The organism is Microcoleus sp. bin48.metabat.b7b8b9.023, from assembly GCF_013299185.1.
Taxonomy (GTDB): domain Bacteria; phylum Cyanobacteriota; class Cyanobacteriia; order Cyanobacteriales; family Microcoleaceae; genus Microcoleus.
Map to the genome: position 1 here is coordinate 30,507 of NZ_JAAFKG010000040.1, position 24,662 is coordinate 55,168.

At 46.0% G+C, this 24,662-nt stretch carries 18 protein-coding genes; 6 read left to right on the forward strand and 12 right to left on the reverse strand.

Annotated elements, in window-relative coordinates; genetic code table 11:
* Nucleotides 1-90 precede the first annotated feature (90 nt).
* On the forward strand, nucleotides 91-1,200 hold the full coding sequence (locus QZW82_RS21125) for an extracellular solute-binding protein (RefSeq protein WP_293152315.1): 1,110 nt from the start codon (nucleotides 91-93) through the stop codon (nucleotides 1,198-1,200).
* A gap of 699 nt (nucleotides 1,201-1,899) precedes the next feature.
* On the opposite strand, the gene QZW82_RS21130 is transcribed toward QZW82_RS21125, so the two are convergent.
* From QZW82_RS21130 to QZW82_RS21150, 5 genes are all read right to left on the reverse strand, one after another.
* On the reverse strand, nucleotides 1,900-2,430 hold the full coding sequence (locus QZW82_RS21130; protein ID WP_293152318.1) for a hypothetical protein: 531 nt from the start codon (nucleotides 2,428-2,430) through the stop codon (nucleotides 1,900-1,902).
* Between the two features lie 17 nt (nucleotides 2,431-2,447).
* Entirely contained in the window at nucleotides 2,448-5,738 is a 3,291-nt protein-coding gene (locus QZW82_RS21135; RefSeq protein ID WP_293152321.1) for a PAS domain-containing protein, read from the reverse strand.
* A gap of 388 nt (nucleotides 5,739-6,126) precedes the next feature.
* Nucleotides 6,127-7,257, reverse strand: a complete 1,131-nt coding sequence (locus QZW82_RS21140) for an aldo/keto reductase (RefSeq protein ID WP_293152324.1) — start codon at nucleotides 7,255-7,257, stop codon at nucleotides 6,127-6,129.
* Nucleotides 7,258-7,265: 8 nt separating this feature from the next.
* Nucleotides 7,266-7,775 carry a bifunctional nuclease family protein gene (locus QZW82_RS21145; RefSeq protein ID WP_293152327.1) on the reverse strand — a complete coding sequence of 170 codons (510 nt, stop codon included), beginning with the start codon at nucleotides 7,773-7,775 and terminating at the stop codon, nucleotides 7,266-7,268.
* A gap of 51 nt (nucleotides 7,776-7,826) precedes the next feature.
* On the reverse strand, nucleotides 7,827-9,041 hold the full coding sequence (locus tag QZW82_RS21150; protein ID WP_293152329.1) for a transposase: 1,215 nt from the start codon (nucleotides 9,039-9,041) through the stop codon (nucleotides 7,827-7,829).
* A gap of 334 nt (nucleotides 9,042-9,375) precedes the next feature.
* Between QZW82_RS21150 and ribE the strand changes: the two genes are divergently transcribed.
* A complete protein-coding gene (gene ribE, locus QZW82_RS21155; RefSeq protein ID WP_293152332.1) occupies nucleotides 9,376-10,089 on the forward strand; it encodes a riboflavin synthase in 714 nt (237 codons plus the stop codon).
* A 490-nt stretch (nucleotides 10,090-10,579) separates the two neighbouring features.
* On the opposite strand, the gene QZW82_RS21160 is transcribed toward ribE, so the two are convergent.
* From QZW82_RS21160 to QZW82_RS21175, 4 genes are all read right to left on the reverse strand, one after another.
* A complete protein-coding gene (locus QZW82_RS21160; RefSeq protein ID WP_293152335.1) occupies nucleotides 10,580-11,470 on the reverse strand; it encodes a glycosyltransferase in 891 nt (296 codons plus the stop codon).
* 388 nt (nucleotides 11,471-11,858) lie between these two features.
* Nucleotides 11,859-14,270, reverse strand: coding sequence for a hypothetical protein (locus tag QZW82_RS21165; RefSeq protein WP_293152338.1), 2,412 nt, complete (start codon nucleotides 14,268-14,270; stop codon nucleotides 11,859-11,861).
* A gap of 753 nt (nucleotides 14,271-15,023) precedes the next feature.
* The gene (locus QZW82_RS21170) at nucleotides 15,024-16,796 is read right to left on the reverse strand and encodes a peptidoglycan DD-metalloendopeptidase family protein (RefSeq protein WP_293152341.1); all 1,773 of its coding nucleotides are present in this window, start codon (nucleotides 16,794-16,796) and stop codon (nucleotides 15,024-15,026) included.
* Between the two features lie 208 nt (nucleotides 16,797-17,004).
* Complete coding sequence (locus QZW82_RS21175) at nucleotides 17,005-17,355, reverse strand: hypothetical protein (RefSeq protein WP_293152344.1); 351 nt, start codon at nucleotides 17,353-17,355, stop codon at nucleotides 17,005-17,007.
* Between QZW82_RS21175 and pgeF the strand changes: the two genes are divergently transcribed.
* Together pgeF and QZW82_RS21185 are read left to right on the forward strand one after the other, a co-directional pair.
* A complete protein-coding gene (pgeF, locus tag QZW82_RS21180) occupies nucleotides 17,354-18,235 on the forward strand; it encodes a peptidoglycan editing factor PgeF (protein WP_293152347.1) in 882 nt (293 codons plus the stop codon). The two genes, QZW82_RS21175 and pgeF, sit on opposite strands and share 2 nt — an antisense overlap.
* Before the next feature lie 181 nt (nucleotides 18,236-18,416).
* Nucleotides 18,417-19,028, forward strand: a complete 612-nt coding sequence (locus tag QZW82_RS21185; RefSeq protein ID WP_293152350.1) for a CPP1-like family protein — start codon at nucleotides 18,417-18,419, stop codon at nucleotides 19,026-19,028.
* Nucleotides 19,029-19,234: 206 nt separating this feature from the next.
* Here QZW82_RS21185 and QZW82_RS21190 read toward each other — a convergent pair whose 3' ends face one another.
* On the reverse strand, nucleotides 19,235-19,918 hold the full coding sequence (locus QZW82_RS21190) for an HAD family hydrolase (protein ID WP_293152353.1): 684 nt from the start codon (nucleotides 19,916-19,918) through the stop codon (nucleotides 19,235-19,237).
* Between the two features lie 499 nt (nucleotides 19,919-20,417).
* Here QZW82_RS21190 and QZW82_RS21195 point away from each other — a divergent pair, with 499 nt between their 5' ends.
* Nucleotides 20,418-22,547, forward strand: coding sequence for a diguanylate cyclase (locus QZW82_RS21195; protein ID WP_293152356.1), 2,130 nt, complete (start codon nucleotides 20,418-20,420; stop codon nucleotides 22,545-22,547).
* Complete coding sequence (locus QZW82_RS21200; protein ID WP_293152430.1) at nucleotides 22,528-23,061, forward strand: GNAT family N-acetyltransferase; 534 nt, start codon at nucleotides 22,528-22,530, stop codon at nucleotides 23,059-23,061. Before QZW82_RS21195 ends, QZW82_RS21200 begins: the two co-directional genes overlap by 20 nt.
* Before the next feature lie 20 nt (nucleotides 23,062-23,081).
* Here QZW82_RS21200 and hppD read toward each other — a convergent pair whose 3' ends face one another.
* Together hppD and QZW82_RS21210 are read right to left on the reverse strand one after the other, a co-directional pair.
* Nucleotides 23,082-24,143: a 4-hydroxyphenylpyruvate dioxygenase gene (hppD, locus tag QZW82_RS21205; protein ID WP_293152359.1), complete on the reverse strand. Its 1,062-nt coding sequence runs from the start codon at nucleotides 24,141-24,143 to the stop codon at nucleotides 23,082-23,084.
* 175 nt (nucleotides 24,144-24,318) lie between these two features.
* Nucleotides 24,319-24,465: a hypothetical protein gene (locus QZW82_RS21210; protein ID WP_293152362.1), complete on the reverse strand. Its 147-nt coding sequence runs from the start codon at nucleotides 24,463-24,465 to the stop codon at nucleotides 24,319-24,321.
* Nucleotides 24,466-24,662: the final 197 nt, after the last annotated feature.

Genomic DNA, 24,662 nt, shown 5'->3' on the forward strand with positions numbered 1-24,662 from the left:
TCGGTGCGGGCTACCGGACTCGACAAACAATTATTTCCCGGGTCGCAGAACACAAAACATCGGTCAATATTTAGAAAAGCGGATTCACAGGTGAAACGAAGGTCTTTGCTCTTGGGCGCAGCTACCCTAACTTTAAGTCAACTGGTGGCAGGTTGCGACTCGAAACCCACTCTCAAAATTCGATCGCTCAAAAACGGTATTCCCGCCCAACTCGCAAGCAAATTTAGTCGCGATTTACAACCGTCTCCGCAGTTGCAGGTAACGCAGGAAGGGCAATTAAAAGAATTATTCGCCCTGTTACAGGAGTGGAAACGGACACCGGAAGCCAAAAATCAAGCTGACTTGGTGATGTTGGGAGATTATTGGCTGACTTTGGCAATTCGGCAAAAATTGATTCAGCCGATCGATCCTGCTAAAGTTGCTAATTGGTCGCAATTGCCCGAAAGATGGCAAAAACTCGTCCGACGTAACGCTGACGGCCAATTAGACGCCAAAGGTCAAGTTTGGGCTGCACCTTACCGCTGGGGAAGTACGGTAATTGCCTATCGAACCGACAAATTTAAGGCTTTGGGGTGGACTCCGACTGATTGGAGTGACTTGTGGCGAGTCGAATTGCGCGATCGAATTTCGCTACCGGATAGCGCGAGAGAAGTTATAGGTTTAACATTAAAAAAACTCGGAAAATCCTACAACACGCAGCAATTAGATAAAGTTCCCAACCTCAAAAAAGAACTCGCCAACCTGCACGCGCAAGCTAAGCTTTACAGTTCCGATTCTTACTTGCAACCGTTAATTTTAGGTGATACTTGGTTGGCAGTAGGTTCATCTGGCGACGTGCTGCCGCTGCTGCAAACTCAAAGCGATATTGCTGTAGTAATTCCCACTTCTGGAACTGCACTTTGGACGGATTTGTGGGTACAACCAGCATCAAAAAAGCCTGTTTCGTTAGCGGAAAAATGGATTAATTTTTGCTTGCAGCCTCAGATTGCACCTCAATTATCTTTGCTGGCCAAGGCTAGTTCGCCGATAATTGTCGGCATGAAACCCGAGACTTTGCCCGCAGATGTACGCAGCAATCCCGTGTTGCTGCCGGAGGCTAAAATTCTTGCCGCCAGCGACTTTCTGCTGCCTTTCGGGGATGCGGGGATTGCACAATATCGAGCTCTTTGGCAAGAAATTCGACAAGTAGTAAAAAGTTAAGTACGTGTTGAGGTACGTAGTTGCGCTTCAGCGCTCTTTCATAAATCTCAGGAGCAAGTAGTAAGAAGTTAAGTACGTATTGAGGTACGTAGTTGCGCTTCAGCGCTCTTCATAGATCTAAAAAGCAAGCAGTAAAAAGTTAAGTACGTTTTGAGGTACGTTGTTGCGCTTCAGCGCTCTTTCATAAATCTCAGGAGCAAGCAGTAAAAAATTAAGTACGTATTGAGGTACGTAGTTGCGCTTCAGCGCTCTTTCATAAATCTCAGGAGCAAGCAGTAAAAAATTAAGTACGTATTGAGGTACGTAGTTGCGCTTCAGCGCTCTTTCATAAATCTCAGGAGCAAGCAGTAAAAAATTAAGTACGTATTGAGGTACGTAGTTGCGCTTCAGCGCTCTTTCATAAATCTAAAAAACAAGCAGTAAAAAGTTAAGTACGTATTGAGGTACGTAGTTGCGCTTCAGCGCTCTTTCATAAATCTCAGGAGCAAATAGTAAGAAGTTAAGTATAGCCTTTCTCAAAAAGATGAGGTATGACTGACAGCTTACATAACTTCCCAGACAAAGAGGGCTCGCATCCCAACAACGTCCGCGAATCTTTCTGAGAAGCGCTATATAAGAAAGAGCGCTGAAGCGCAACTACATACCTTAGCTCTTGATTTATCGATCGCCCAAAACACAACTCGCTACTGGCGCACCCTACTAAAAAGCTTTGATTTTGCCTCGAAGACCGGGATTTGAGAGAGATTCTAAGTCTATTTTACAGCTCGATCGATCGCCCTTGCACGCATAAACCGCCAAAGCAGTCCCCTGACGGTTGCAAACTCGCAGGTTGTAACCGTACTCACTAGAAGCTGCGCCGAAGCGGTAGACAAACTGATAGCGTTCCATATAATCCAGCAAACTCCACAGTTGGCGGTTGACGATGACGATCACCCAAGTGTTGCTGCGATCGACAAACCAGCGATCGAGCAATTTGCCGCCAAACTGTTTTTGAGCCAACCACAGACTCGGCGTACTCTTTTCGGTTTGCGAAAGCGGCGGCGACGGGAAATTGGCAGCATCTCCACTCGGGCAGACTGGTTGCTGGGAAAACGCCGCAGATTGTCCCCACAGCAAGGTTGTGATGCACGTAGAACTGGCAACTAAGAACAAAAATAAACTTTTTGTCAAAATGCTAGGTCTGCGGCGGAAAACTTGATTTTTGTGGCTAAATTTGTGGTGATTCATCATAATTTATTGCGACAAAATTATTGAAATTCCGATCGCCTAAACAAGGAAGCAGGCAGAAAAGCCGTAAAAGTAGAACCACAATCTAACTCGCTGGTAACTTCAATATCACCGCCCATCATCTGACAAAAACGCTGGCTGATAGTCAATCCCAAACCTGTACCGCCGTACTTGCGAGTAGTTGAATTGTCCGCTTGGGTGAAAGGTTGGAACAGTCGCTCTTGCTGTTCTTGTGTCATGCCGATGCCCGTATCTGTCACTCGGAAAACTAAATATTCAGCATCCAAAATTAACATTTGAACAACTCGCGGTTGATATTTATTTTTAAATTCTTCACTGGTAATTCTTTCGACAGTAAGTACGATCGCCCCATTCTCAGAAAATTTAGCAGCATTGCTCAGCAAATTCAGGATTACCTGCCGCACTTTCATCAAATCGCCGTGCATGGCGCCGATATTCTCGGCACTCAATACTTGCAAGGTATTGCCGTTTTTCTCAATTAACGGTTTGATGGTTGTCGCCACCTCCTCGATGAGGCCGCCAACATCGAAGCTTTCGAGATAAATCTCCATCTTGTCAGCTTCAATTTTGGAAATGTCGAGAATGTCGTCAATCAGTTGCAGCAAGTGTTTCCCAGCAGTCCGAATTTTGTCTAAATCCGAAACTACCTCTAAGTTGCCCACCTCCTCGGCATCTTCCACCAGCATATCGCTGTAGCCGATAATTGCGTTTAGGGGAGTCCGCAACTCGTGGCTCATGTTTGCCAGAAAAGCACTCTTGGCGCGGTTGGCAAGTTCGGCGGCTTCTTTTGCCAACTGCCACGCTTCCTCGGCGTCTTTGCGCTCTGTGATATCCCGCAGCGTGGCTACCACCGCTTCCACGCTACCGTCTGTCGCACACACCGGGCTGAGAATGTACTCGTAGTCGCGGGTTCCCCAGGCTGCGGTGGGGACGATTACTTCGCCTTTGGCGGGTTCGGCTGTGACAAATATGCGATCGCACTGTTGGTGAACCCGCTCCATAATGTTTGGAGGCCAGCCTAATTCCTGCCAGGTTTTGCGAATCATTTCTCTGGGGTTCATGCCGGCAGCTTGGGCGGCGGTGCGACTGACGTAAGTGTACCTTCCCGACTGATCCACTAGAAAAATTAGGTCGAGGGATGCGCCGAGAATGCCGTCAACTGTTCTGGCGTGTCGGGCTACTTGAGCCGTCATTTGTCTGACGGTAATGGCGCCGCGGGCTCGGGCAGCGAGTTCAAACTGCAAGAGTTGGTTGGCTTGTTTGAGGAATGCCGTGCGCTGTTCGACTTCTATTTCTAGTTCTACTTTGGCTTTTTCTAGGGTGAGTTCGGCTTTTTTGCGATCGCTCACATCTGTAGAAATTGTACCGACTGCATAAGCTGTACCTTCGGAGTTGCAGAGGGGAAATTTGAGAGACAGATAAGTGTGCGGGCCATCGTCTTGAGGGATGACTTCTTCGATACTTAGCGGCGAACAGGTTTCGAGCACTTTTAGGTCGTTTTCTCGCAAGACTGCTGCTTTGTCTTGAGGAAAAATATCGCCGTCGGTTTTACCAGTTATTTGTTCTTTTGCCATGTGGAACAAATTGTCAAAATGGCTGTTTGTAAGCAGGTATTTTCCGTCAGCATCTTTGATGTGAATCATTGCTGTGGAGTTGTCTAAAATCGCTTGCAGCAGTTCTTCGCTCTTCCGCAGGGCTGTTTGAACCTTTTGACGTTCGAGTATTTCTCGCTGCAATTCCAAGTTGAGGCGATTTAAGTCTTGCCAAGCTTCTTGGACTTGATTTAAGGCGATCGAGCTTTTTGCTGGTTCTGTATTTGTCGGCTGTGGGTGGTTTGAGCCTGAGTTGGCTGCCAATACTGGGGTTGGGACAGTTAGCGAGATTTCGGGATTTGTGATTTGCGCGCGATCGCCCGCACAATTTCCATACTCAAAATCCATCGCTAATTGACTGTCTAAATTCGGTTGTTTCGGGAATAAACCGGGGAGTTCGCCCAAATTTAAATTGTCAGATAAATTGTCAGAAGTGCGATCCTTTTCTAGGGTTTCGCTAACGCACTTCGCCGATTGTGGCTGCGCTTCGGCGGTGGAGTTAGATCGTGAATTGCCGTCTGCTGTTAATAAATCTGAGTTAGCTGGTTTGGCCAGGAGGCGGGTGACTCCTACTGCCAAGGCCAGGGGTGCGGCGGCAGCCACAGACAGTGCTAGCAGCCAATTATTGACCCACCAGGATGCGAGATCAGTTTGTGGAATTCCCCGCACTAAAATTGCTGCGGGTTTTCCGGCTAAATTGTCCAGGGATTGAGCAGCTACTGTATAAGTTTTACTGCCTGTTCGCATTTCCTGAGCGACAGGCTTGCCGGCGGCTGCGAGTGCCGATTTCAGCAGCGATTTGTCTGCCAGCAAATCTGGCAACTTTTGATTTTTGGTAAATGTTTGCGAACTTGCCAACACAAATTTGCCGTCAGTTGGGACGGAGTAGATAGCGCGATATCCGCCACTTTGTAAATTGATGGTTTCGCTGCTAGCAACTGCCGTCGTTTGGCTCAAAATTTTTTCTAACACTAAGACACCAATCACCGTCTTAGTTTTGGGATCTTTTACAGGAGTTGCTGTGTAGCGGACGAGAACGCTACCGTCTCCCGCAGCGCGCGGCAAAGATACCAATTGTTTCTGAAGTTCCGATTTGGCAATAATTTTGCTGGCGGTTATTGGCTTTTTGGCAGCGAATACTCGATCGACTATTTTTTGGAGGTTAACACTTTTTTCCTTGATGTTGGGGGTGACGCTAACTACAATCTGCCCGTTTTTTCCCACTAAGACAGCACTGTCTATTTCCCCTGTTTTAACTTGGGTTTCCAAAATATCCTTGACAGATTGTCGCAAATTTGATATGTTTTTACCGCTGTTATAAGCTGAGGCTATTTGGGCGATCGTTTTGCTGTCAGAGGAGTTTTGCAAACTGAATGCAGCGCGATCGAGTTTAAGATTGTAGTTACCTTCACTAAGGCTCAGTTCAGATTTAGCTTGATTTTGCAGTTCGCTGCTTCCAACAGTTGATGTTAGCCAAAGTGCTGCTCCCGTTAATCCGACTGGCAAGATGGTTTGTAAAGCCAGCAATCCAATTAATTGTTTTCTGGTGACAGACAAGTTGTAGGTAGAAGGTCTGAAAACTGCTTTCAATCTTCTTTCGGAAGTCCCAAAATTAGTAAGCTCCGAACAGTTTTGCTGGCTGTCGTTTAACTGAGTTTGAGCCATAGTAGTAAATGCTGAATCGTTTGTAGATGACACGGGATATTAATCTGGAAGTATCAAGTTGAGATTGGGAAGTTGAGATTTTAGAGAGAGTTCCGTTAATCACCCATCAGAAAAATGTTGGCTCTCGCTGGCTCGAAGAAAGTAATAAAATAACTGGGGTATTGTCATAGAAATAAAGTTTCTGGCTCTTCAACCAGATTTTGTTATTTAGTTTTTTTACCAGAAAGAATTGGTTGAAAGCCCCAAGCCCGATCGGAAGAAATTAAAAGAAGATGATTCATTACTCCAATCCTCTTCCTTCCAGCTAAAGGTTGCTGTCAACTATGAACTTTGAACTATGAACTAAGAGGGCGGGCACTCTTGGCACCGCCCCTACCACAGGTCAACAGTCAACTGTCAACTGTCAACTGTCAACTGGTGTTCAATCCCACAACCGCCTGCCCGCTTTGCCATTCAGTCGCTGGTGAGTGTCTTTGAGCAAAGTTGGGATGTCCAACTCTTCGGGACACCTGGGCAAACATTCGCCGCAATCGGTGCAGCGGTTGCCTTTGCTTCCAGGAAACCAATGTCCGGCATTTTCAAACATAGCATAACGGTATTTGCCAAACTCAGTCATGTCGCACCCGACAGCGAGATTCCGCAGCCGCAATACTTCGGGAATGTTGATGTTTTCCGGGCAAGGCAAACAGGCGTAGCACTGGCTGCATTTGTCAGTTTTCAAACGATCGGCAATCAGCGATTCCAGCCTCACAAACGCAGCAATTTCGGCCTGGGTGAGGGGAAAGTCGCGATCGGCATATTTTAGAGGTTGCTCTAATTCTGTCGGATTTGCAGGCCCCACACTCAGAGTTCCAATTCTAGTATCGCTCAGTAAAAACCGATAGTTCAACTCCAAAGGCGAGAAAGGCGAACACAATTTTGCGAGAGTTTCTGGGGGCGTGTAGAGTTGCCCTCCTTTGTCTGCCGGAGAAATAATGAAAACGCCCATATCTTTGTGCTTGGCGAGTTCAACTGCCGGGGCGTTGCGCTGAAAAAAATAGTAATAATGCAGATTGACAAATTCAAATAAATCTGTATTTATAGCAGCCAAAATCAGATCCAGAGGCCCGTGAGTCGAGAAACCGACGTGCCGAATTCGGCCATCAGCCAAGGCTTTGCGTACAGCTTCCATGCAGCCTGTGGGCGATCGCACCCAAGCCAAATGTTCCCAAGCATTCAAACCGTGAATTGCCAGACAATCGATATAGTCTAAATTCAAGCGTTTGAGAGACGAGTCGATGCAGCGTTCCGTGGCAGCAGCATCGTCCCCAGGAGGGATTTTCGTGGTGACGTGGAAGCGCGATCGACCGACAGACAAACCAGATGCGAGGGCCGCGCCCAGATATTCCTCGCTACAACCGTAACCCGCCGCCGTTTCCAGGTGATTGATTCCCTGAGATACCGCCTGCCGTACAGTCTGGCAGGCAATTTCCTCAGAAGCCAGATAGCGCATGGTTCCTAAGGAAAAAACAGACAGGTGTAACTCCGTTTTGCCAAACCGTCGATAGCGCATAAATATTACTACGACGAAGTTTCGCCCTGGCCCAAGCCGCTTCTCTTGATCAAATCCTCTGGACGGAGGTTTGAAATAAATTCTCGGAAAGCTCGGCGTTCGGCCTCATCAGCATCTCGATCGACCGGTATAGAAGCATCGGCGACGACTTCTTCCATCACCCAGATGGGGCTATTCGTCCGCAGAGCTATGGCGATCGCGTCGCTGGGACGGGCATCGATCTCTTTTTTCACTTCACCCTGACGGACAATCAGCACGGCATAGAACGTGTTATCTTGCAGCGAGTGAATCACTATGCGCTCCAAGGTAAGACTCCAGGCCTCTAGGAAATTGACTATCAAATCGTGAGTTAAAGGTCGAGGAGGCTTGTGACCTTCTAGAGCGCTAATAATAGCCTTTGCCTGCTCCTGACCGATATAAATAGGCAAAGCGCGACGCTCTGTAGCGTCTCTCAATAGGACAATAGGGCTGCGCGTGGCTGCATCTAAGGCAATTCCAGCGACTTTCATTTCAATCATTCGATCGGCCTCATAGAATTAAGACACTGCAAGGCGTTGACACTCCCCAGCCTAAAGGCGTGGGGATTCTTGCTTCGCAGGGATTCCAATGAATTTACCCTCAGCAAGCATCTTGACCGTATATCCTACGGCTGCAAGTCCTCGTTGGAGAACTATTTGTGCGGCTGCAACATCTCTGTCAGTTGTATATCCGCAATTTGAACAATTATGAGTGCGTTCTGATAGTTCTTTTTTACCTGTTTCTGTACCGCAATTCGGACAAATTTGACTGGTTTTCCTAGCGTCTACTTTCTGGAAATAAACCCCGCGCTTAAAGCAGGCTTGCTCCAAAATCTTGAGAAATTGACCAAAACTAGCATCTAAACAATGCTTGCCCAACATTCCTCTCGACAATCCTATCAGATTTAAATCTTCGACAAACACCATTCCTGCATCATTGCATATCTGATGTGATAGTTTGCGATGCCAGTCTTTACGGCAGTTAGCCACGTACTCGTGCAGCAATGCTACTTTTTCATGAGCTTTTTTCCAATTATTTGAGCCTATACGCTTTCTACTGACACGTTTTTGCAGCAATTTAAGCTTGCGTTCTGCATCAATAAAAAACCTATGGCGCTTGATTAAAAGCCCGTTAGAAGTTGCAATAAAATTACTTAATCCGACATCTATTCCTACTGGATTCCCGTGAGGAATAATATCAGGAATATAGACATCCCATTGAATGGTTAGCATTACATACCAGCCCGATACACGCCTAACTACACGCGCCTGTTTGACAATTCCGCCATCTGGAATTGGGCGAGATAGACGGAACCTTACCCAACCAATTACAGGTAATTTAATACAGTTACTTACAACAGGCATCACTCCCATTTGGGGGAATACAAATGACCTCATTGCTCCCTTTTTTTTAAACCGAGGGAACCCGTGATTTTGCTCCCACATACTAACAAATGCTTTTTCAAGTCGGCGCAATATTTGTTGTAATACTTGAGCATTAATTTGTTGCAGTGACGTGCTGGTTTTTCTGTATGCAGTTAGTCCCTTACACTGGCTAGCGTATGTTGGTCTAAGTTTGTCTGCCGGGATAATATACTCAGAGCGAATAGAGCAAGCGTTAATTTGACAGCTACGAGACTTGAACCAATCTTTGCGCTCTGACAAGGCATAATTATACACTCGACGGCATTGTTCTAGCCAATCTTCAAAAATTGCCACTTGCGCTGTTGTTGGTTTTAATTTGTACTCGAATGTTAAATTAAACACGTGCTGGCCTCCTCGCTACATGATTGCAAAGGTTCTACAAAACGTCAAGGCTTTAGTAGGACTAATGAAAGTCGTCCTAAAAGGCGATTTGCTGAGCGGAGTCAAAGTAACAAGGCCCTAACCCCAAAATTTCCGGTAGACAACTTGGACATAAAGATCGCCTAAATCCAGTATGACTCGATCTGCGCCTGAATCTGCAACCGATCGGGTATTGTCGATTTTCGATTGTCGATTTTCGATTGACAAAAGGGTTAGAGGGGACGGCAAAAGCTCCTGCGTCTGGTTTGTGACTGTGGTTTGATGTAAGTAAGCGATCGACTGCGAAAAAATAACTATGTTTACAGGACTAATTCAATCTCTCGGAAAGCTGAAATCGTTAGGCAACGATTACTTCCAAATTTCCTGCACCTCAAGCAACTCCTACCAGATTTTACAAGATTTAGCCGTTGGCGACAGCGTAGCAGTAGATGGAGTTTGTTTGACAGTAGTAGAAGTTCTGCCTCAAGGTTTTGTTGCCATCGCTTCCCCGGAAACCCTGCGCCGCACTACTTTGGGAGCATTACCCGATGCTTGGGTAAACCTAGAAAGTTCCCTGCGCGCCGGTAGCAAATTGGGCGGACATTTTGTGACGGGGCACGTAGATGCGATCGGCACCTTAGCGACATCCACCCAAACCGCCAACGCTTGGGAGATGAAGTTTACAGCCCCACCAACAGCCAATTCAGGATGGCAGCGTCAAATTGCACCATACATCGTTTCCAAAGGCAGCATCGCCGTCAACGGCATCAGCCTCACCGTAGCAGATTGCGATGCTGACGGAAATTGGTTTGAAGTTGCCGTAATTCCGCACAGTTTTTCCGAGACAAACCTCAGCTATTTGCAGGCGGGAAGTTTAGTTAATTTAGAAGCAGACATACTAGGCAAATATGTAGCCAAATTTCTCCGCAGCGGCCGGCAAGCCCATCCCGAACCCTGGGAAGAAACTCCCGCCATCAACAGTTTAGGAACAATTACACCGGAATTCTTAGCAGAACACGGATTTGTGTAATCATAAATTGGTTCGTAGTAAGGACTTCAGTCCTCTCTTTTCCCAAAAAATGTTTGTAGCAAGGACTTCAGTCCTCTCTTTTTTTGCGAACTAAAGTCCTCATTACGAAAAGGTTCGTAGCAAGGACTTCAGTCCTCTCTTTTTTTGCGGACTAAAGTCCTTATTACGAACCTGTATTGAGGAGTTGATTCCTATTTTTTTTGCGGACTAAAGTCCTCACTACGAACCGATAATGGTTATTTTAATGAACTTCATGTTATTTCTCAATAAAAACATTTTTCCCAAAAAAAAACTGTCGCACTTCCCACCTGAGAAACCAAAAACAAAGCAGACAATAGTTCGTACTTCTCTGGTGAGTCAGCCACGAATTATATAAAATCCGGTAGCATCGTCTTGGATTAATCTCTCTATTTTCTCTCTGTGTCCTCTGCGCTCTCTGTGGTTAAATCATTCCGATCCTATTAAAACTGAAGCTCCCCATCCACAAACTCTATTCCTCAAAAAAAACATTTTTCTCCCAAAACAACCCCGCCGCAATTCCCGCCTGAGAAACCAAAAACAAAGCAGCAATTAATAGCTTTTGAATACCCGATCCCTGGGAAAATGGATAAATTAGCAAATTCAGATAAAATGACGGATGTTGCCGTTTCCCCTTAGCCCCACTTTTCGAGATAATTTCCCCAAACAAAAAAGCACCTCTACCGTAATTGAATTGCTGCCGCCAAAATTTCCGCAGAGTTAGTGCGTGGGAATGATAGACTGTCACTTCGGGAGCATATACCGCGCGGCCTCCCAAATTGAGCCACCGAAAGCAAAATTCCCTATCTTCTCCAGCCGCCAGCGAAAAACTCATATCAAACCCGCCGATTTTCTCGAAAGCCTCAGCGGGAAGGGCAAAATTGTTAGAAGTGAAAAATTGTGCGCGATCGCCAATAGCATTGTAATAACTGTAAAGGTAATCGATCAGTTGCTGGCTGGCAGTAGAATAGATATTATCCGGCAGCGCGTTGACAGTTCGACCTCCGATTAAACAGTCTGGTGTTTCCCGAAATCGCTTTTCTAGATTTTGCAGCCAATCTGCCGCCACAGTACAGTCATCGTCTGTAAACACTAAAAATTTACCCTCGGCTGCAAAAGCCCCAGTATTTCGCGCCGTTGCGGGGCCTGAGTTGGGTTGTGTCAGAAGTGTGAGATTTAACCCATTTTGAAAAGGGGAAATTGTAGTTTCTACAGATATTTCGGTGCTGTCGTTGACGACAATCACTTGAAACTGATCGCGCGGATATTCTAGTTCAACAAAAGACTGAAGACACTGCGCTAATTGCTCGGGGCGATTGTAAGTCGGAACTATAATTGAAAATAGAGTTTTAGTTGGGTTCATGAGAGTTCAGAAACATGAGGTACGTTGTTGGGCTTTAGCCCTTCTTGGTAATGAAAAATAAATAATGTTACTAATTCAGGAATACTTTAGCTAGCATCAAGGCTTCTGGAGTTTAATTGTGCAAGTTATAGGTTCTCAGAAAGATGAGGTACGTTGTTGGGCTTTAGCCCTCTAGTTTTAAGCGGTTATACAAGCTGTCAGGCATACCTCATCTTTTTAAGAAAGGCTATATTTTTCATTCCTTAGTTTAGTGCTTATATAGGATGTCATTCATACCTCATCTTTTTCAGAAAGGCTATATGACTGTAAATAGATTTTTTGATGAGACGGCGCTTACTATATAATAAATATAAGGAGGCTCAAGCCCAACAACGTACCTGTATATATTTTAATATTTTAAGCGATACAGAACCGACTCAGTATTAAAATCTTTGCCGAAAACAGGTTGCAACGGGCCCTCGGGACTTGTCAGCCAAGATAAAGCTAGTTTGGTGTATTCGTCTGTATCAGTTAATGGCCCGAATCCTACCATCTTAATGTTATTTTTGTGGAGGTTGTCCATCCATTGCGGAAGTCGATCGGCTCTAAACGGCACATACAAAACTTGTCTGTCCAAATTTCTCCCGTAAAACAGGTAGCTGCGGTAACTTAGAAAGAAGCCAATTTTATCGTTTGGTACTGTATTTTTGTCAATATATTCGTAAATTCCGCGATACAGTTCGGCGCGAGCAACGTCTCGCTTTTCCCTCGCCACCCAACTAGCACTTACCATCAATGCTATGCAGACACAAATTATCATTATGTAACTCGACTTTTTTAAGCTGGCGAGTAGATTTTTCAAGCCAATCAAGCTAGCATTGCGCTTAAATATAATCCCAGCTAGCAGCAGTAATCCAACATAAATTAATGGGTAGATTCCTAAATCCGGCCAACTGGGCGCTAATATTTTTACCACCAGATTGATGGCTTCCGCGAAATTAGATTTAAATCTGTCAATTAACCAGCTTCCCCAAACAATACTCTTGCCGGTGAAAGAAGCATTTTTAATCAGGTCAAAAATTGTGTTGCTAATAATTCCGGAAATACTGCTAATTAAAACAACTGCTACAATTACTTGCTTGCGAGTTTTGAGCAGAGTTGCGGTTGCTGCTGCTGCGATCGCCAGTAAGCTCAAAAAGGGAAAGCCGTATCTGAGATTAAAACCGAGTAAAGGACTGAGTTGACCGATCGCCTCTCCGGCAGTCCCGGAGGTGTAAGGTGTAATGACGTAGAGAATTCCGGTGCTGGCGAGAACTACGGTTAAAATGATATTGTTTTGATTGATTCTGGTTTTACCTTGGGTCAAAGCCAGAGGTGCTGCTAAGGCCTGAAGTGCGATCGCCAGAAATGGCAGTTGCAATCTAATCAGCACTTGCAAGCCGAATATTTGCCAGTGGGAAATATTGCTGGGATTAAATTGAGCGGCTAAAGTGCTTTGCCAAATCTTCAACAGCGGCGAAGCAGAAGGCGCAGGTATGCTAGGTGTTGGCTGCTGTACGGGAGGTTTTGGTGACGGCGTTACGCTTGGTTTTGGTGACGCTACGGGAGGTTTTGGTGACGGCGTTACGCTTGGTTTTGGCGATGCTACGGGAGGTTTTGGTGACGTTACGGGAGGTTTTGGCCCAGCTACGGGAGACGGTGGGGCAACAGGCTGTAAGGGAATGTTAATCTGGCGGGAATCACCAACAGGATAATTGATGTGCAGCAAGTTTCTCGCATACCAAAAACCTCCTAAAAACAAGCAGCAAAGTATGCCGCACACCAAGACTGGCTTGATGTGGCGAATTCTAAAATTAGTCCCTGTAGAATTTTTATTAACGATGAATTTTTTAATTTCTAATATTGCTAATCCTCCTAAAAGTGAGGCTGCATAGACTAGGGCAGTGATTTTAATTCCGGCTATCATTCCTACAGATGCCAAAAATAGGGATAGCTCGGATTGCGATCGGCTGCTGTGATAGGATAAACCTAAATATAAAGCGACTGTAAATATCGCAGCTAGCGGTAAGTCTGGGTGAATGGTGTTAACTTGGTTGAGCATCATCGGTACTGTTAATACTAAAGATGCTGCTGCCATGCCATAAAATCTCGTTGCTCCAAATTTTATACTTAATAGATAGACGGCAATTCCTTCAAGTACCCAGGCAATTAGCATGGGAAAAGCTGTGAGAAAGTCTTCTTTGAAGGGGAGTACGCACAAAGCAGACAAGACGTGCCAATTGTAGGGATATACTCGGGCTTGCTCGTGTTCAAAAATCCAATTTCCGGCGGCATCTAAGAATGTAAATGAGTGGGTTTGATACCATCTGGCAATTACAGGTAGGTGAAACCACAATGAGTCATAATTTGTTGTGGGTTTAGTTGCTAGGGTTTCCCACAACACAAATCCTGCAAATGCGGTGGCACCAATGATTAGGAGTTCGGATGGGTTGAGAGGTTGCTTGAGTTGGGGAATCTGCCACTGCGAGAAGCTAAAAGATTTCTGGTTTTTGGCATAAATCAGAATTAAGCCGATCGCACAAATCAACATTTCTGCTAGAATGACCGCAGCCAGATTTAGGCGATCGGCACTTCCTAAAATCAAACCTATACAAATTTGTGCAATACTCCATCCCGTCAAAAGTACGAGAATAAAATGAGGAAATGAATAGTTACTGTTTTCCTTTTGATTCTCGAAGGTCAGAGACAAGCTTAGGGGAATTGGGCAGACTATAATAATCAGAAATAAAATTAATTCCCACAAATACTGCGCTATTAGCATAAGCTACAATTTACCAATTATTATGGGAGGCTTTTGTTGATTGTTTGTAGTGAGGACTTTAGTCCTTCTATGGATGCGGACTAAAGTCCTCACTACGAACCTATTTGATTGTTTGTAGTGAGGACTTTAGTCCTTCTATGATGCGGACTAAAGTCCTCACTACGAACCTATTTGATTGTTTGTAGTGAGGACTTTAGTCCTTCTATGATGCGGACTAAAGTCCTCACTACGAACCTATTTGATTGTTTGTAGTGAGGACTTTAGTCCTTCTATGATGCGGACTAAAGTCCTCACTACGAACCTATTTGATTGTTTGTACTAAGGACTTTAGTCCTTCTATGGATGCGGACTAAAGTCCTCACTACGAACCTATTTGATTGTTTGTACTAAGGACTTTAGTCCTTCTATGGATGCGGACTAAAGTCCTCACTACGAACCTATTTGATTGTTTGTACTAAGGACTTTAGTCCTTCTATGGATGCGGACTAAAGTCCTCACTACGAACCTATTTGATTGTTTGTACTAAGGACTTTAGTCCTTCTATGGATGCGGACTAAAGTCCTCACTACGAACCTATTTGATTGTTTGTAGTGAGGACTTTAGTCCTTCTATGGATGCGGACTAAAGTCCTCACTACGAACCTGTTTGATTGTTTGTAGTGAGGACTTTAGTCCTTCTATGGATGCGGACTAAAGTCCTCACTACGAACCTGTTTGATTGTTTGTAGTGAGGACTTTAGTCCTCATAAAAAACCTATCTGCTAGCTTGCTTCTGAATTTTGGGTTTGGAGGTTTCCTTATCCTTCGGCGCAGAAGTGTCAGCTTTTAACAGTTCTGGGAATGGTGGCTGGAGGTTGTGAACTTCGATGTCCATTCCCACCGGCAGAGGTGGAAGCTGGGGCAGATCGTTTTCCAAATCCTTGAGTGCACTAGCGCTTTGTGTTTCCACAAATTTTGGCATTTGGGGTATTTTGGCGGTTTCCAAAGTGCCGATCATTTTTGCTACAGCGAATTCTAGCTGAGCACCGGGGTCGATCGCCACCCAACCCTGAGCGGTCATTTGCCGAATCTCGAAGTGGAGGTGAGGCCCTGTAGACATTCCCGTACTGCCGACGCGCCCGATCGTATCACCCTGTTTCACAAACTCTCCTGGTTTGACAAACAGTTCAGAAAGGTGTCCGTAGAGAGTCTCCTGAGACTGTTTGCTGTGGCTGAGAACCACTGTCAAACCGTAACCGCCCAACCAATCGGCGATCGCCACTTGACCCGCATAAGCGGCCAGTACGGGCGTTCCCATCGGGGCTCCCAAGTCCGTTCCGGTGTGAAACTTACCGTAGCCCATAACCGGATGAGTCCGCCACCCAAATGGTGAAGTAATTTCCGCAGCAATCGATAGCGGAAACAGCAGGCTGGTGTTGCCATTTCCAGGCCGGCCTAAGGGACGCGGGGTGAGATTGTAGTAAGCAAAACCTGTATTGCTGCCACTGCTGACACTAATCGCGCCGACTTGCACTGGCCCTAGTCCCATGCTGGGTTCGGGTGGGCCAGCGGCGTAGGCTGCCGTGTTAATGGAGTATCCACCATCTGCTGAGTATCCGGGGTTAGCTGGGTATCCGCTGTCTGCTGAGTAGCCCGAGGGTGTGTAAGCAGATTCCGACTGGTTGCCCTGTCCCCAAAGCTGGTTGCCTATTTGTTGAGCGGCCTGACCTACTTTACTGATAGGATTTCCGCTATTATTTCCGGCGACAGTTCCCCGAACATTGCCCGGAAGGTTCGGAAGAGTCCCGGGGCTTTGTGGCAGATTTCGAGGAGGAGGGGTGGCAATATAAGGGCCGCCTGCGCTGGGAGTTTGCGGATTGTAGCTGGGCTGTTCGGCGATCGACCTTTCTGGGCTGTAGCTGGGAGGGGCTGCTTCTGCTGTCACGGGTTCGGGAACAGCAGCAGGCCCGCACAAACCGCCAACTCCTTGTCCTCCTGACACGGAACCTTCGCAGCCTGTCGATCTTTCTGCAAACTCAATCCTTGTGGGCGCTTCGTATTCGCTGGTAGCGCCAACGCTGTAGTCTGTTTGGTCGGTGGCAGCGCGGGCTTCTGGGTTAACTGGTGCTTCAAAAGGAGGTTCCTGGGCCGTCGCTTCTGGCAGGGGAATCAGCGCGGGTTCCGGTAGATAATATTGGGCCGGAGGTTGTTCGGTGATGTAATCTGGCGATGGGGCCCGAACTTCTGCCTGGGGTTCGGGATCTGGTTCTCGCTGCACTTGGGCTTCGGGTTCCGGGGGCGCCAGAGGTGCTTCAAATAGTGGCTGAAGTTCTGCTGCGCCGGGGAGGGCTTGTTCTGCTGGCGGAGTTTCAGTTTGGGCCCAAACTAGGCCTTTGCTGAGCAGCCCCAGACTGGCAAGGCAACCTAGTCCCACCAGCATTGAGCGTTCGGACAAAAGGCGCGATCGAGTCCGGGCGCCTGTGGGGTGATTTTTTTGCTGTTTGGTGTTCAAATGGGCTGTTATTTGCTTGTCTGGAACTGGTTTCACGATTTTTTTTCCCAACTCAACAGGGGGGGCGCAAGAAGATTAGTCAATTTTAGATTTTAGATTTTAGATTTTAGATTTACTCGCAGCTTGGAATCTGGGAGGAGGAATCTTAGTCTAAAGTTTTGGGCTGCTGGCGACTGGAGTCGGAAAGCAAGTATCTGTTTTTTGGCGGGGGCTGGATTGAATGTATGTATGGCAATCCTTATCTTTATACAGACTTAACTGATTTTACCGGGCTTAAGGCAATTTTTTTTCGCGTCGAACAGCTCGAATGCTGCGTAGATTCGCGATCGACACCCTGGTTTTTCCGCTCCCAATCAACGGACTGCCAACTCGCCTGTAACGGCCACATTGATAATAGCGCTTTGGTGTTCGTGTCTGTTGAGAAAGCTCCTCTTCCCACCATCTCCCCCTCTCCCCATCTCCCCATCTCCCCATCTCCCCCTCTCCCCATCTCCCCCTCTCGATCGATCGCCAATTTAAACTTGGCTGGCAAAATTGTTGATTGTTTACAATACAAGCTAACTAATTGATGCGCTTGGGGAAGGATAAGTTTCATGACAGTAGCTGGCGATCGCTTGACAAATTTTCCTGACTCTGAACCTACCGGACAACCTGACGGTATTAGCTGGAAGTGGCAGCAGAGTGCCGAAGGCTTGCCCTATCTGACTTGCAGCTTGCTAGACCGATGGTCTCACGGCTTTTTTACTCGCGATTTCTCGCCGCGCGGCCCGATCGAACTCACAGAAGTTTTAGCACCAGGATCTCCCGTTTACCGTCTCCAACAGGTACACGGCAATGTCGTACTCAAAACCGATCGATTGCCCCCTGTTGTGGCTCTAGATCCGGAAACAGCTATCCCCACCTATGCCCAGGCCGATGGCTTGGTAGCATCGCGAGATTTTGAGGCGCTGTGGGTTTGCTCGGCTGACTGCGTACCGGCGCTAATTGCTGATAGCGGCACGGGACTCGCGGCCGCCGTTCACGCTGGTTGGCGCGGGACTGCTGCTAAGATATTACCAGAGGCGATCGCTCAACTTGTGGCACAAGGCAGTCAATTAGAAAATCTGAGGATTGCTCTCGGGCCGGCGATCGGTGGAGAGGTTTACCAGGTATCTGTGGAAGTGGCAGCGGAATTGGGAGCCACGATTGCTCCTGGGAATGCAGTTGGTGCAACAGCCGACGGCATTCTGGAATTTTTACACCAACTACCCGAATCACCTGTGTTGACCGATCCAGAACCGGGAAAAGTACGGTTGGATGTTCGCCTCTGCAATGCTCTGCAATTGCAGCAGTTGGGAATTAATTCTTCTCAGGTGGCGATCGCTCCTTTCTGTACTTATTCTGACTCAGCTCGCTTTTTTTCCTACCGCCGCGATCGACTAAAAAAAATCCAGTGGTCGGGAATTGTCAGCACATCTAACACAAGTTCCTGCTAAAAGCATTCGGCACAAGGTAAAATTTAAGATTGCCGGCTTTAAAAATCACAATCTAAATAACAATCTTTGGATTGACAAATTTTTATTTCCGAATGCCGAATGCCTTCTACCTTCTAGCCTCGTTTCGTTGCAGCCCTCTCAGGTCTCAAGACGCTGAGTTTTCCGCATACCAAAAATTTTTATGAGTGAGCAAACTCCCTATCAACTGCTTGAAGTCGATGAAGATGCTTCCTTTGATGAAGTGCAAGAGGCCCGCACCCGTCTAGCCGAGCAGCACAGCGGCGACAAGAAACGTTTGGAATCGATCGAAGTTGCTTACGACGCGATCCTCATGGATCGCCTCCGCCAGCGACAGGAAGGGAAAATAAAAGTACCAGAACGCATCCGCTTTCCCGAACGAGTGGCTCCCCCACCCGCCAGCTTTACTCCGTCTGCTCCGTCGGGCAGCCCAGCTTGGTTGCAGCGCCTGATCGATACTCCTAGTCGAGCCGACATTTTGTGGCCCGCTGGAGTTTATGTGGGGTTGGGCGGACTGAGTATTTATCCGGCGGCTAACGATTCTTTACTACAGTTGACTCTGGCTCTTGGGGTCGGCTCTTGTCTTTATTTTCTTAATCGCAAGGAACAAAAATTTGGTCGGGCCGTGCTGCTGACTGTGGCTGGCTTGGTTATAGGCTTGGTGCTGGGAGGTCTTTTGGGCCCTTTGCTCACTACGGCATTTATCACAACAGAGAAATTTATCGCTTTGTTTACGTTTTTAATTCTGTGGCTGGTCAGCAGTTTTCTGCGATAGTCATTGGTTAGTGGTTATTTGTTATCAGTTATTTGCGATGCCCTGAGCGTAGTCGAAGCGTCGAAGGTTTATTTGTTGGTTCGCAGTTGTTGGATGTTATTTGTTGATTGTTAATAACAACTAACAACAATAATAATTAAGAGCCAATAACTAACAACCAATAACTAACAACCAATAACCAATAACCAATAACCAATAACCAATAACTAATGACTACCTAAAATAATCTCAACAGCTTCGCTCAAATTATTAGCAATTAAATCCGGTTGGTGCATTTCTAGTTGGGTGCGATCGCGAATGCCGCACAAAACACCAATTACCTTGACACCGTGAGTTTTTGCTGCTATAATATCCGCCTCCGTATCCCCCACCATCCAAAGCTCAGAAGCAGGCGGCAGTTCGGCGAGAGCTTTTGCCATCAGCAGGGGCTTATCTTTGACATCCCCGGTTTTGACGTAATCGTTGGGGAGACAATAGCGACGGTTTTCTGGGAAAAAATGCCCTAAATTGCAGCGGTTGAAAGCCTCGTCTAGTTCCCTGACGCGACGCATAGTCATCACCGCCAAGTCTATTCCAGCGCGCTGCACCTTTTCCAGGGTTTCCACGGCTCCAGGGGCTGGTTTATCGTAAATCAGGAACGGCAGCGTGTGGACAGTTTGACGCCGTTTCTGGGCAAATTCCAGGGCTTGGGCTGCGTCTAATCCTGAGAGAATGCCGATTTCGGTTTCGGGAACCCGCGCCCGCTTCATGTCCCAAAACTCGGCTTTTGGGAGTTCGTGCACTGTTTGGCCCTCACGCTGAGTCTCGGCCAGACACTGCTGGTAAACTCCGTAATAGCGATCGGACACGTCCATAATCGGGCCGTCAAAGTCGGTGATAAGTCTCAGCATTGAGCAGAGTATTTTCAAAATTTTATACAAATTGTTAGAGATTATATCACTTTAATGTCACAGTTTATTTACAAAACTTGACACAAATACCCAGGGGAGGTAAGGTCTATAGGAATGGTGCTAATTAAAGGCAACAGTTTAATTCAACTGTGCCAATCATTAACTGTAGCGGTTGCAACAAATATTATCAGGGAATCTAGAATTTAAAATTTGGTGCACAAATACGGCCAACCGCTACGTATTGTTAATAAATCCAAACCTCAATCGAGGCTAATTTTGGCTGCGGTTGCTCACAAAAAAAAGTGGGTCTAAGTAATGATTTTACCTTTCTAAAATATAAAAAGCTGCTTAGAGAATCCAAAATTTATTGTGTCGATGAATTAGCCATCGGTAATAGCTCCTGGCATCCAGCAGTATCAAAATTTCCATGAGAAATAGCAGCAAAACAACAACTAATTTTATCTGCTAACCCTTGAGTCTGATGCTCTACAATAACGAGATGCTTCCCAAATTAAGTTTACAGATTAGCTCCCAAAACATTAACAATCTGCTTGACAAATTGTTATCCTTGCGTCGCATTGAATACCTTGCAGTCGATCGGGAACTGAAGATTCAAGAAACATCCTTGAACGTACAAGATTTTGCCCAAATTCCTGATGAATTGAAACAAGGCAAAGATGTGCGCGATAGTTTTCCCGAACTGATCGGAATTGAAGAACTGCTAGACGACATTCTAGAACAACGACAGCCAAGTTTCCAATTAAAATCTGTTACCAGAGTTTTAAATGATGGCTCTTATTTTTATCTAGATTTGTATATCTTTGGTCAGAAAGAGCAGCTTAATCCTGAGAGATTAATTATTTTCTGCGAAGATGTAACAGACACTGCTGCTCTTCAGCAAAGTATGGTTCAAGCAGCCAACGAAAACAGTATTAAAGTCGATTACTTGGCTAACGCTCGCGACTATATTGATAAAATTCTTAACTCCATAAATGATATTTTATTGGTGACAACGCAAGCGGGAGAAATCAAAAAGGTCAATCAATCCACCCAACTATTGTTTGGATATACCGAATCACAATTAATCGGTCAACCAATCTCGATGATTACGGCGGACGAGGAATTATTGCGTCAAGTTAGTCAGCTACCTCTTGAACTAAAAAATGAATCTTGGCATCAAGTAAAAGTAGCTTGTACAACTAAAAAAGGTTCAAAGCTGACAGTTGCATTTTCCTGCTCTACTATTGAGACAAGTATAGAAAGCAAGCACTCAGACAACAAAACTATACAAGATTTTGTCTATGTGGGCAGAGATATCACCGAGCAACAACGGACAAAAAAGCGTCAAGCAGCACAATATGCAGTAGCTCGCATCATGTCAGAATCTGGTTCTTTAGAGAGCGCCACTCCGAAAATTATGCAAGCTATTTGTGAAAGTTTGGGGTGGGATATCGGTGAACTTTGGACGCCTGTTGATGAAAAACATACTAAGTCTGATGCCGAAGATACGCACGATCGAATACCATTTTTGTTTGCTGCACCAGATAGTAACGTTGAAGATATTCTCCCTTTTTTGCTCCGAGTGGGAGTTTGGCGGCGGGGAAGTGAAGTTGGGGAGTTTGTGGAAAATTGCCAGCAGATTACCCTAGAGCCTGGTACGGGTTTACCGGGAATAGTGTGGAACACCGGTTATCCGCAATGGATTACGGATCTTCTTAAGGATGGCAATTTTGTACGATCGCACTTAGCATCTAAAGCAGGATTGCGATCGGCCTTCGGTTTCCCAATTCGTGCTAGCGGTCAAGTTGTAGGGGTAATGACTTTTTTCTGCCGGGAAAACCAGCCGTCGGATGAAGACTTACTGCAAATGATGGCGGCGATAGGTTCCCAATTAGGGCAGTTTGTCAAGCGCAAATATGCTGAGAAAGAATTGCAAGAAGCTGAATCTTCCATCCGGTTTTTGTACGAACAAGAAAAACAGCAAAGTGAAAAATTGGCTCAGCAAAATTTAGCATTAGAACAGGCTAAATTAGAATTAGAATCTGCTAATCAGGCATTGCACAGACTCGCATCTGTGGACGGCTTGACTCAGATTGCTAACCGTCGCCGTTTTGACCAAGCATTGCAATCAGAATGGCAGCGCATGGGTAGAGAGAAAAAGCCCCTGTCTTTAATTTTGGTAGATTTAGATTTTTTTAAGCTTTACAACGATTGTTACGGGCATCAAGGAGGCGATGAATGTCTCAAAAAAGTTGCTGAAATTTTAGACAGAAACGCTCACCGGGGAGGTGATTTAGCGGCTCGCTACGGTGGGGAAGAATTTGCGGTAATTTTGCCAGAGACTGATGCTAAGGGAGCAATGCGGGTAGCTGAATCAATTCGCAGCGATTTGAAAGCTATGGCAATTCCCCACGAAGCTTCCAAGATAAGTGAGTCTGTGACAGCGAGTATCGGCACAGCTAGTGCTGTGCCCGCTGCTGAATTATCTGTGGAGTGGTTAATTGGGGAAGCCGATCGCGCGCTGTATCGAGCTAAACTAGAAGGGCGCGATCGTATTGTTTGCGTAGATTCTCAAATACGATGCCAGGGCGAGAAAGGAGTTTTTTGTGATGATTGTGAGAGAAGCTAAAATCGCTGATGCACCTGCAATTGCACAGGTTAATGTAGATACTTGGCGGACAGCTTACCGAAACATCGTACCGGCAGATTACCTCGCCAAGCTGTCCTATGAAAAACCAGAAAACAATTGGCAAGAAATCCTGTCAAACGTCAAAAATACTGGCGATTATGTCTGCGTTGCTGAAAATAACTCGGGACAAATTGTAGGTTTTGCTGCGGGTGGTTCCGAGCGCACGGGCAAATATGTTTATCGAGGAGAATTATTTGCCATCTATATTTTGGAGGAATATCAGCGTCAAGGAATTGGGCAGCAACTCGTGCGCTCGGTTGCCAAAAAATTGGCAGAATTAAGTTTGAACTCGATGCTGGCTTGGGTACTGGGAGACAATTCTGCTTGCAGGTTTTATGAATTTTTAGGAGGCAAAAAAGTGGAAGAACAACAGACAAGCAGAGCTGGTGTTTTAGTCAAAGAAATTGCTTACGGGTGGACGGATATCGCAGTGCTGCTCGACAAGACTGCATGAACTAAAAAGTGGAAGTTTTATCAATCATCGATCAAGCTTCCCCGCTTCATTTGTTCCCGTTCAATTGCCTCAAACAAAGCTCTGAAATTACCCGCCCCAAAACCTCCAGCTTGCACCAGTTTGTCATTAACTAAAGTAACTCGACGCTCAATAATCTCGAAAAAGAAAGTCGGTTCGGCAAAAATTGGCTGGGTAAAGATTTGCAGCAGCATCGCAGCGGGAGTATCTTCTTGCCAATCTGCCAAAACTTCGGAAGCTGCAATTGCTTGCCAATCTGCGGGCAAATAGTTTTGCCGCCGCCGCAATTGCGAGTAATATGTTGGAGGAACTGGCAAAAAAGGCAAACCGCGCGATCGCAAATCGGAAACAACCTGCACAATGCGATCCGTTTGCAAAGCCATGTGCTGAATTCCCGGCCCTCGATTTGCACTCAAAAACTCTTGAATTTGAGAATTAGATGATGCCGGTTCATTAATCGGGAATTGCACCCCACCTTCAGCGTGCACCATAACTTGGCTTCGCAAAGCAGACTTCTCAGTCTGAATCTCAAAATTTTGCTGCGGCTCAAAACCTAATATTTTTTGATACCAACTAACCGCACCTAACAAATCGCCAGATTCAACATTTAACACTACATGATCGATCAGAGTCAACAGCGGCGGCCCAGAAGAACCACCCAGCAGTGAATTCTCGCCAATTCGCTCAACAAGCGTGTGGCTTAAATCTCCCCAGCCAGCGATTTGTGCGAGTTTAAAACCGCCTCCTGCCTTTAGATCTTCTTGAATCGGTTTCAGGATTTTAGCACCTGCCACCTGCGCTCTAGCGATCGCTAATTCGATATTTTTAACCCGAAAGCCCACATCGGCAATCCCCGGAGGATGAAACTCCAACCAAGTAGCAGCGGGACTAGCGGGTGTCAGAGGCGAAGATAAAACAAAACATATATTGCCACTGCTGACAACCTCAGTGCAAGTGTGGCTGTTGACATAACCTGTTATTGATTGAAAGCCTAAGTGGCTGACAAACCAGTCGCGGGATACTCGAGCATTTTCAACGTAAAACTGAATGCGGTCGAACTCCATAATCAATAATTGAAAATGGAACGTGAAAAGTTGAAAATCGGCTGATTTTCACGGTTAAATGGCAAGGGAGAGACTGAGAAATGGAGATTTTTCATTGTTTTTTTGTCTAATCGCTTAATAATAACCCAAAAATTGAATATCTTAGCTCCCTCTGAAGGCAGAAATACATCGGCACTTAAAAGAAAGGCGGTGTTTGGGATGACTTTGACAGTTGACAGTTGACAGTTGACAGTTGACAGTACGAGCGATCGCTTGCGATATTGTAGGGTGCGTCAGCGATTAGTCTAATTTTCAGGTGGGGAACCAGAAGTGACTGACGCACCCTACTACTTCATTCAGTTGACAGTTGACAGTTGACAGTTGACAGCCAGAGGGCAACCTCTACCTAAAAGTCTGAAGATTGGAGTAATGAATCCTCTGATTTTAATTTCTACGCCAAACAAGCGAGGCTTTCAACCAATTATTTCTGGTAAATCGTCTGTGGGATACTAGAAGGAATCAGCCATGAGATTTACTCCA

Coding starts and splice junctions, on each gene's coding strand:
- QZW82_RS21130 (WP_293152318.1), bottom strand. CDS start 2,430: ATGATGAATCACCACAAATTTAGCCACAAAAATCAAGTTTTCCGCCGC.
- QZW82_RS21140 (WP_293152324.1), bottom strand. CDS start 7,257: ATGCGCTATCGACGGTTTGGCAAAACGGAGTTACACCTGTCTGTTTTT.
- QZW82_RS21145 (WP_293152327.1), bottom strand. CDS start 7,775: ATGATTGAAATGAAAGTCGCTGGAATTGCCTTAGATGCAGCCACGCGC.
- ribE (WP_293152332.1), top strand. CDS start 9,376: ATGTTTACAGGACTAATTCAATCTCTCGGAAAGCTGAAATCGTTAGGC.
- QZW82_RS21160 (WP_293152335.1), bottom strand. CDS start 11,470: ATGAACCCAACTAAAACTCTATTTTCAATTATAGTTCCGACTTACAAT.
- QZW82_RS21165 (WP_293152338.1), bottom strand. CDS start 14,270: ATGCTAATAGCGCAGTATTTGTGGGAATTAATTTTATTTCTGATTATT.
- pgeF (WP_293152347.1), top strand. CDS start 17,354: ATGACAGTAGCTGGCGATCGCTTGACAAATTTTCCTGACTCTGAACCT.
- QZW82_RS21175 (WP_293152344.1), bottom strand. CDS start 17,355: ATGAAACTTATCCTTCCCCAAGCGCATCAATTAGTTAGCTTGTATTGT.
- QZW82_RS21185 (WP_293152350.1), top strand. CDS start 18,417: ATGAGTGAGCAAACTCCCTATCAACTGCTTGAAGTCGATGAAGATGCT.
- QZW82_RS21190 (WP_293152353.1), bottom strand. CDS start 19,918: ATGCTGAGACTTATCACCGACTTTGACGGCCCGATTATGGACGTGTCC.
- QZW82_RS21195 (WP_293152356.1), top strand. CDS start 20,418: ATGCTTCCCAAATTAAGTTTACAGATTAGCTCCCAAAACATTAACAAT.
- QZW82_RS21200 (WP_293152430.1), top strand. CDS start 22,528: ATGATTGTGAGAGAAGCTAAAATCGCTGATGCACCTGCAATTGCACAG.
- hppD (WP_293152359.1), bottom strand. CDS start 24,143: ATGGAGTTCGACCGCATTCAGTTTTACGTTGAAAATGCTCGAGTATCC.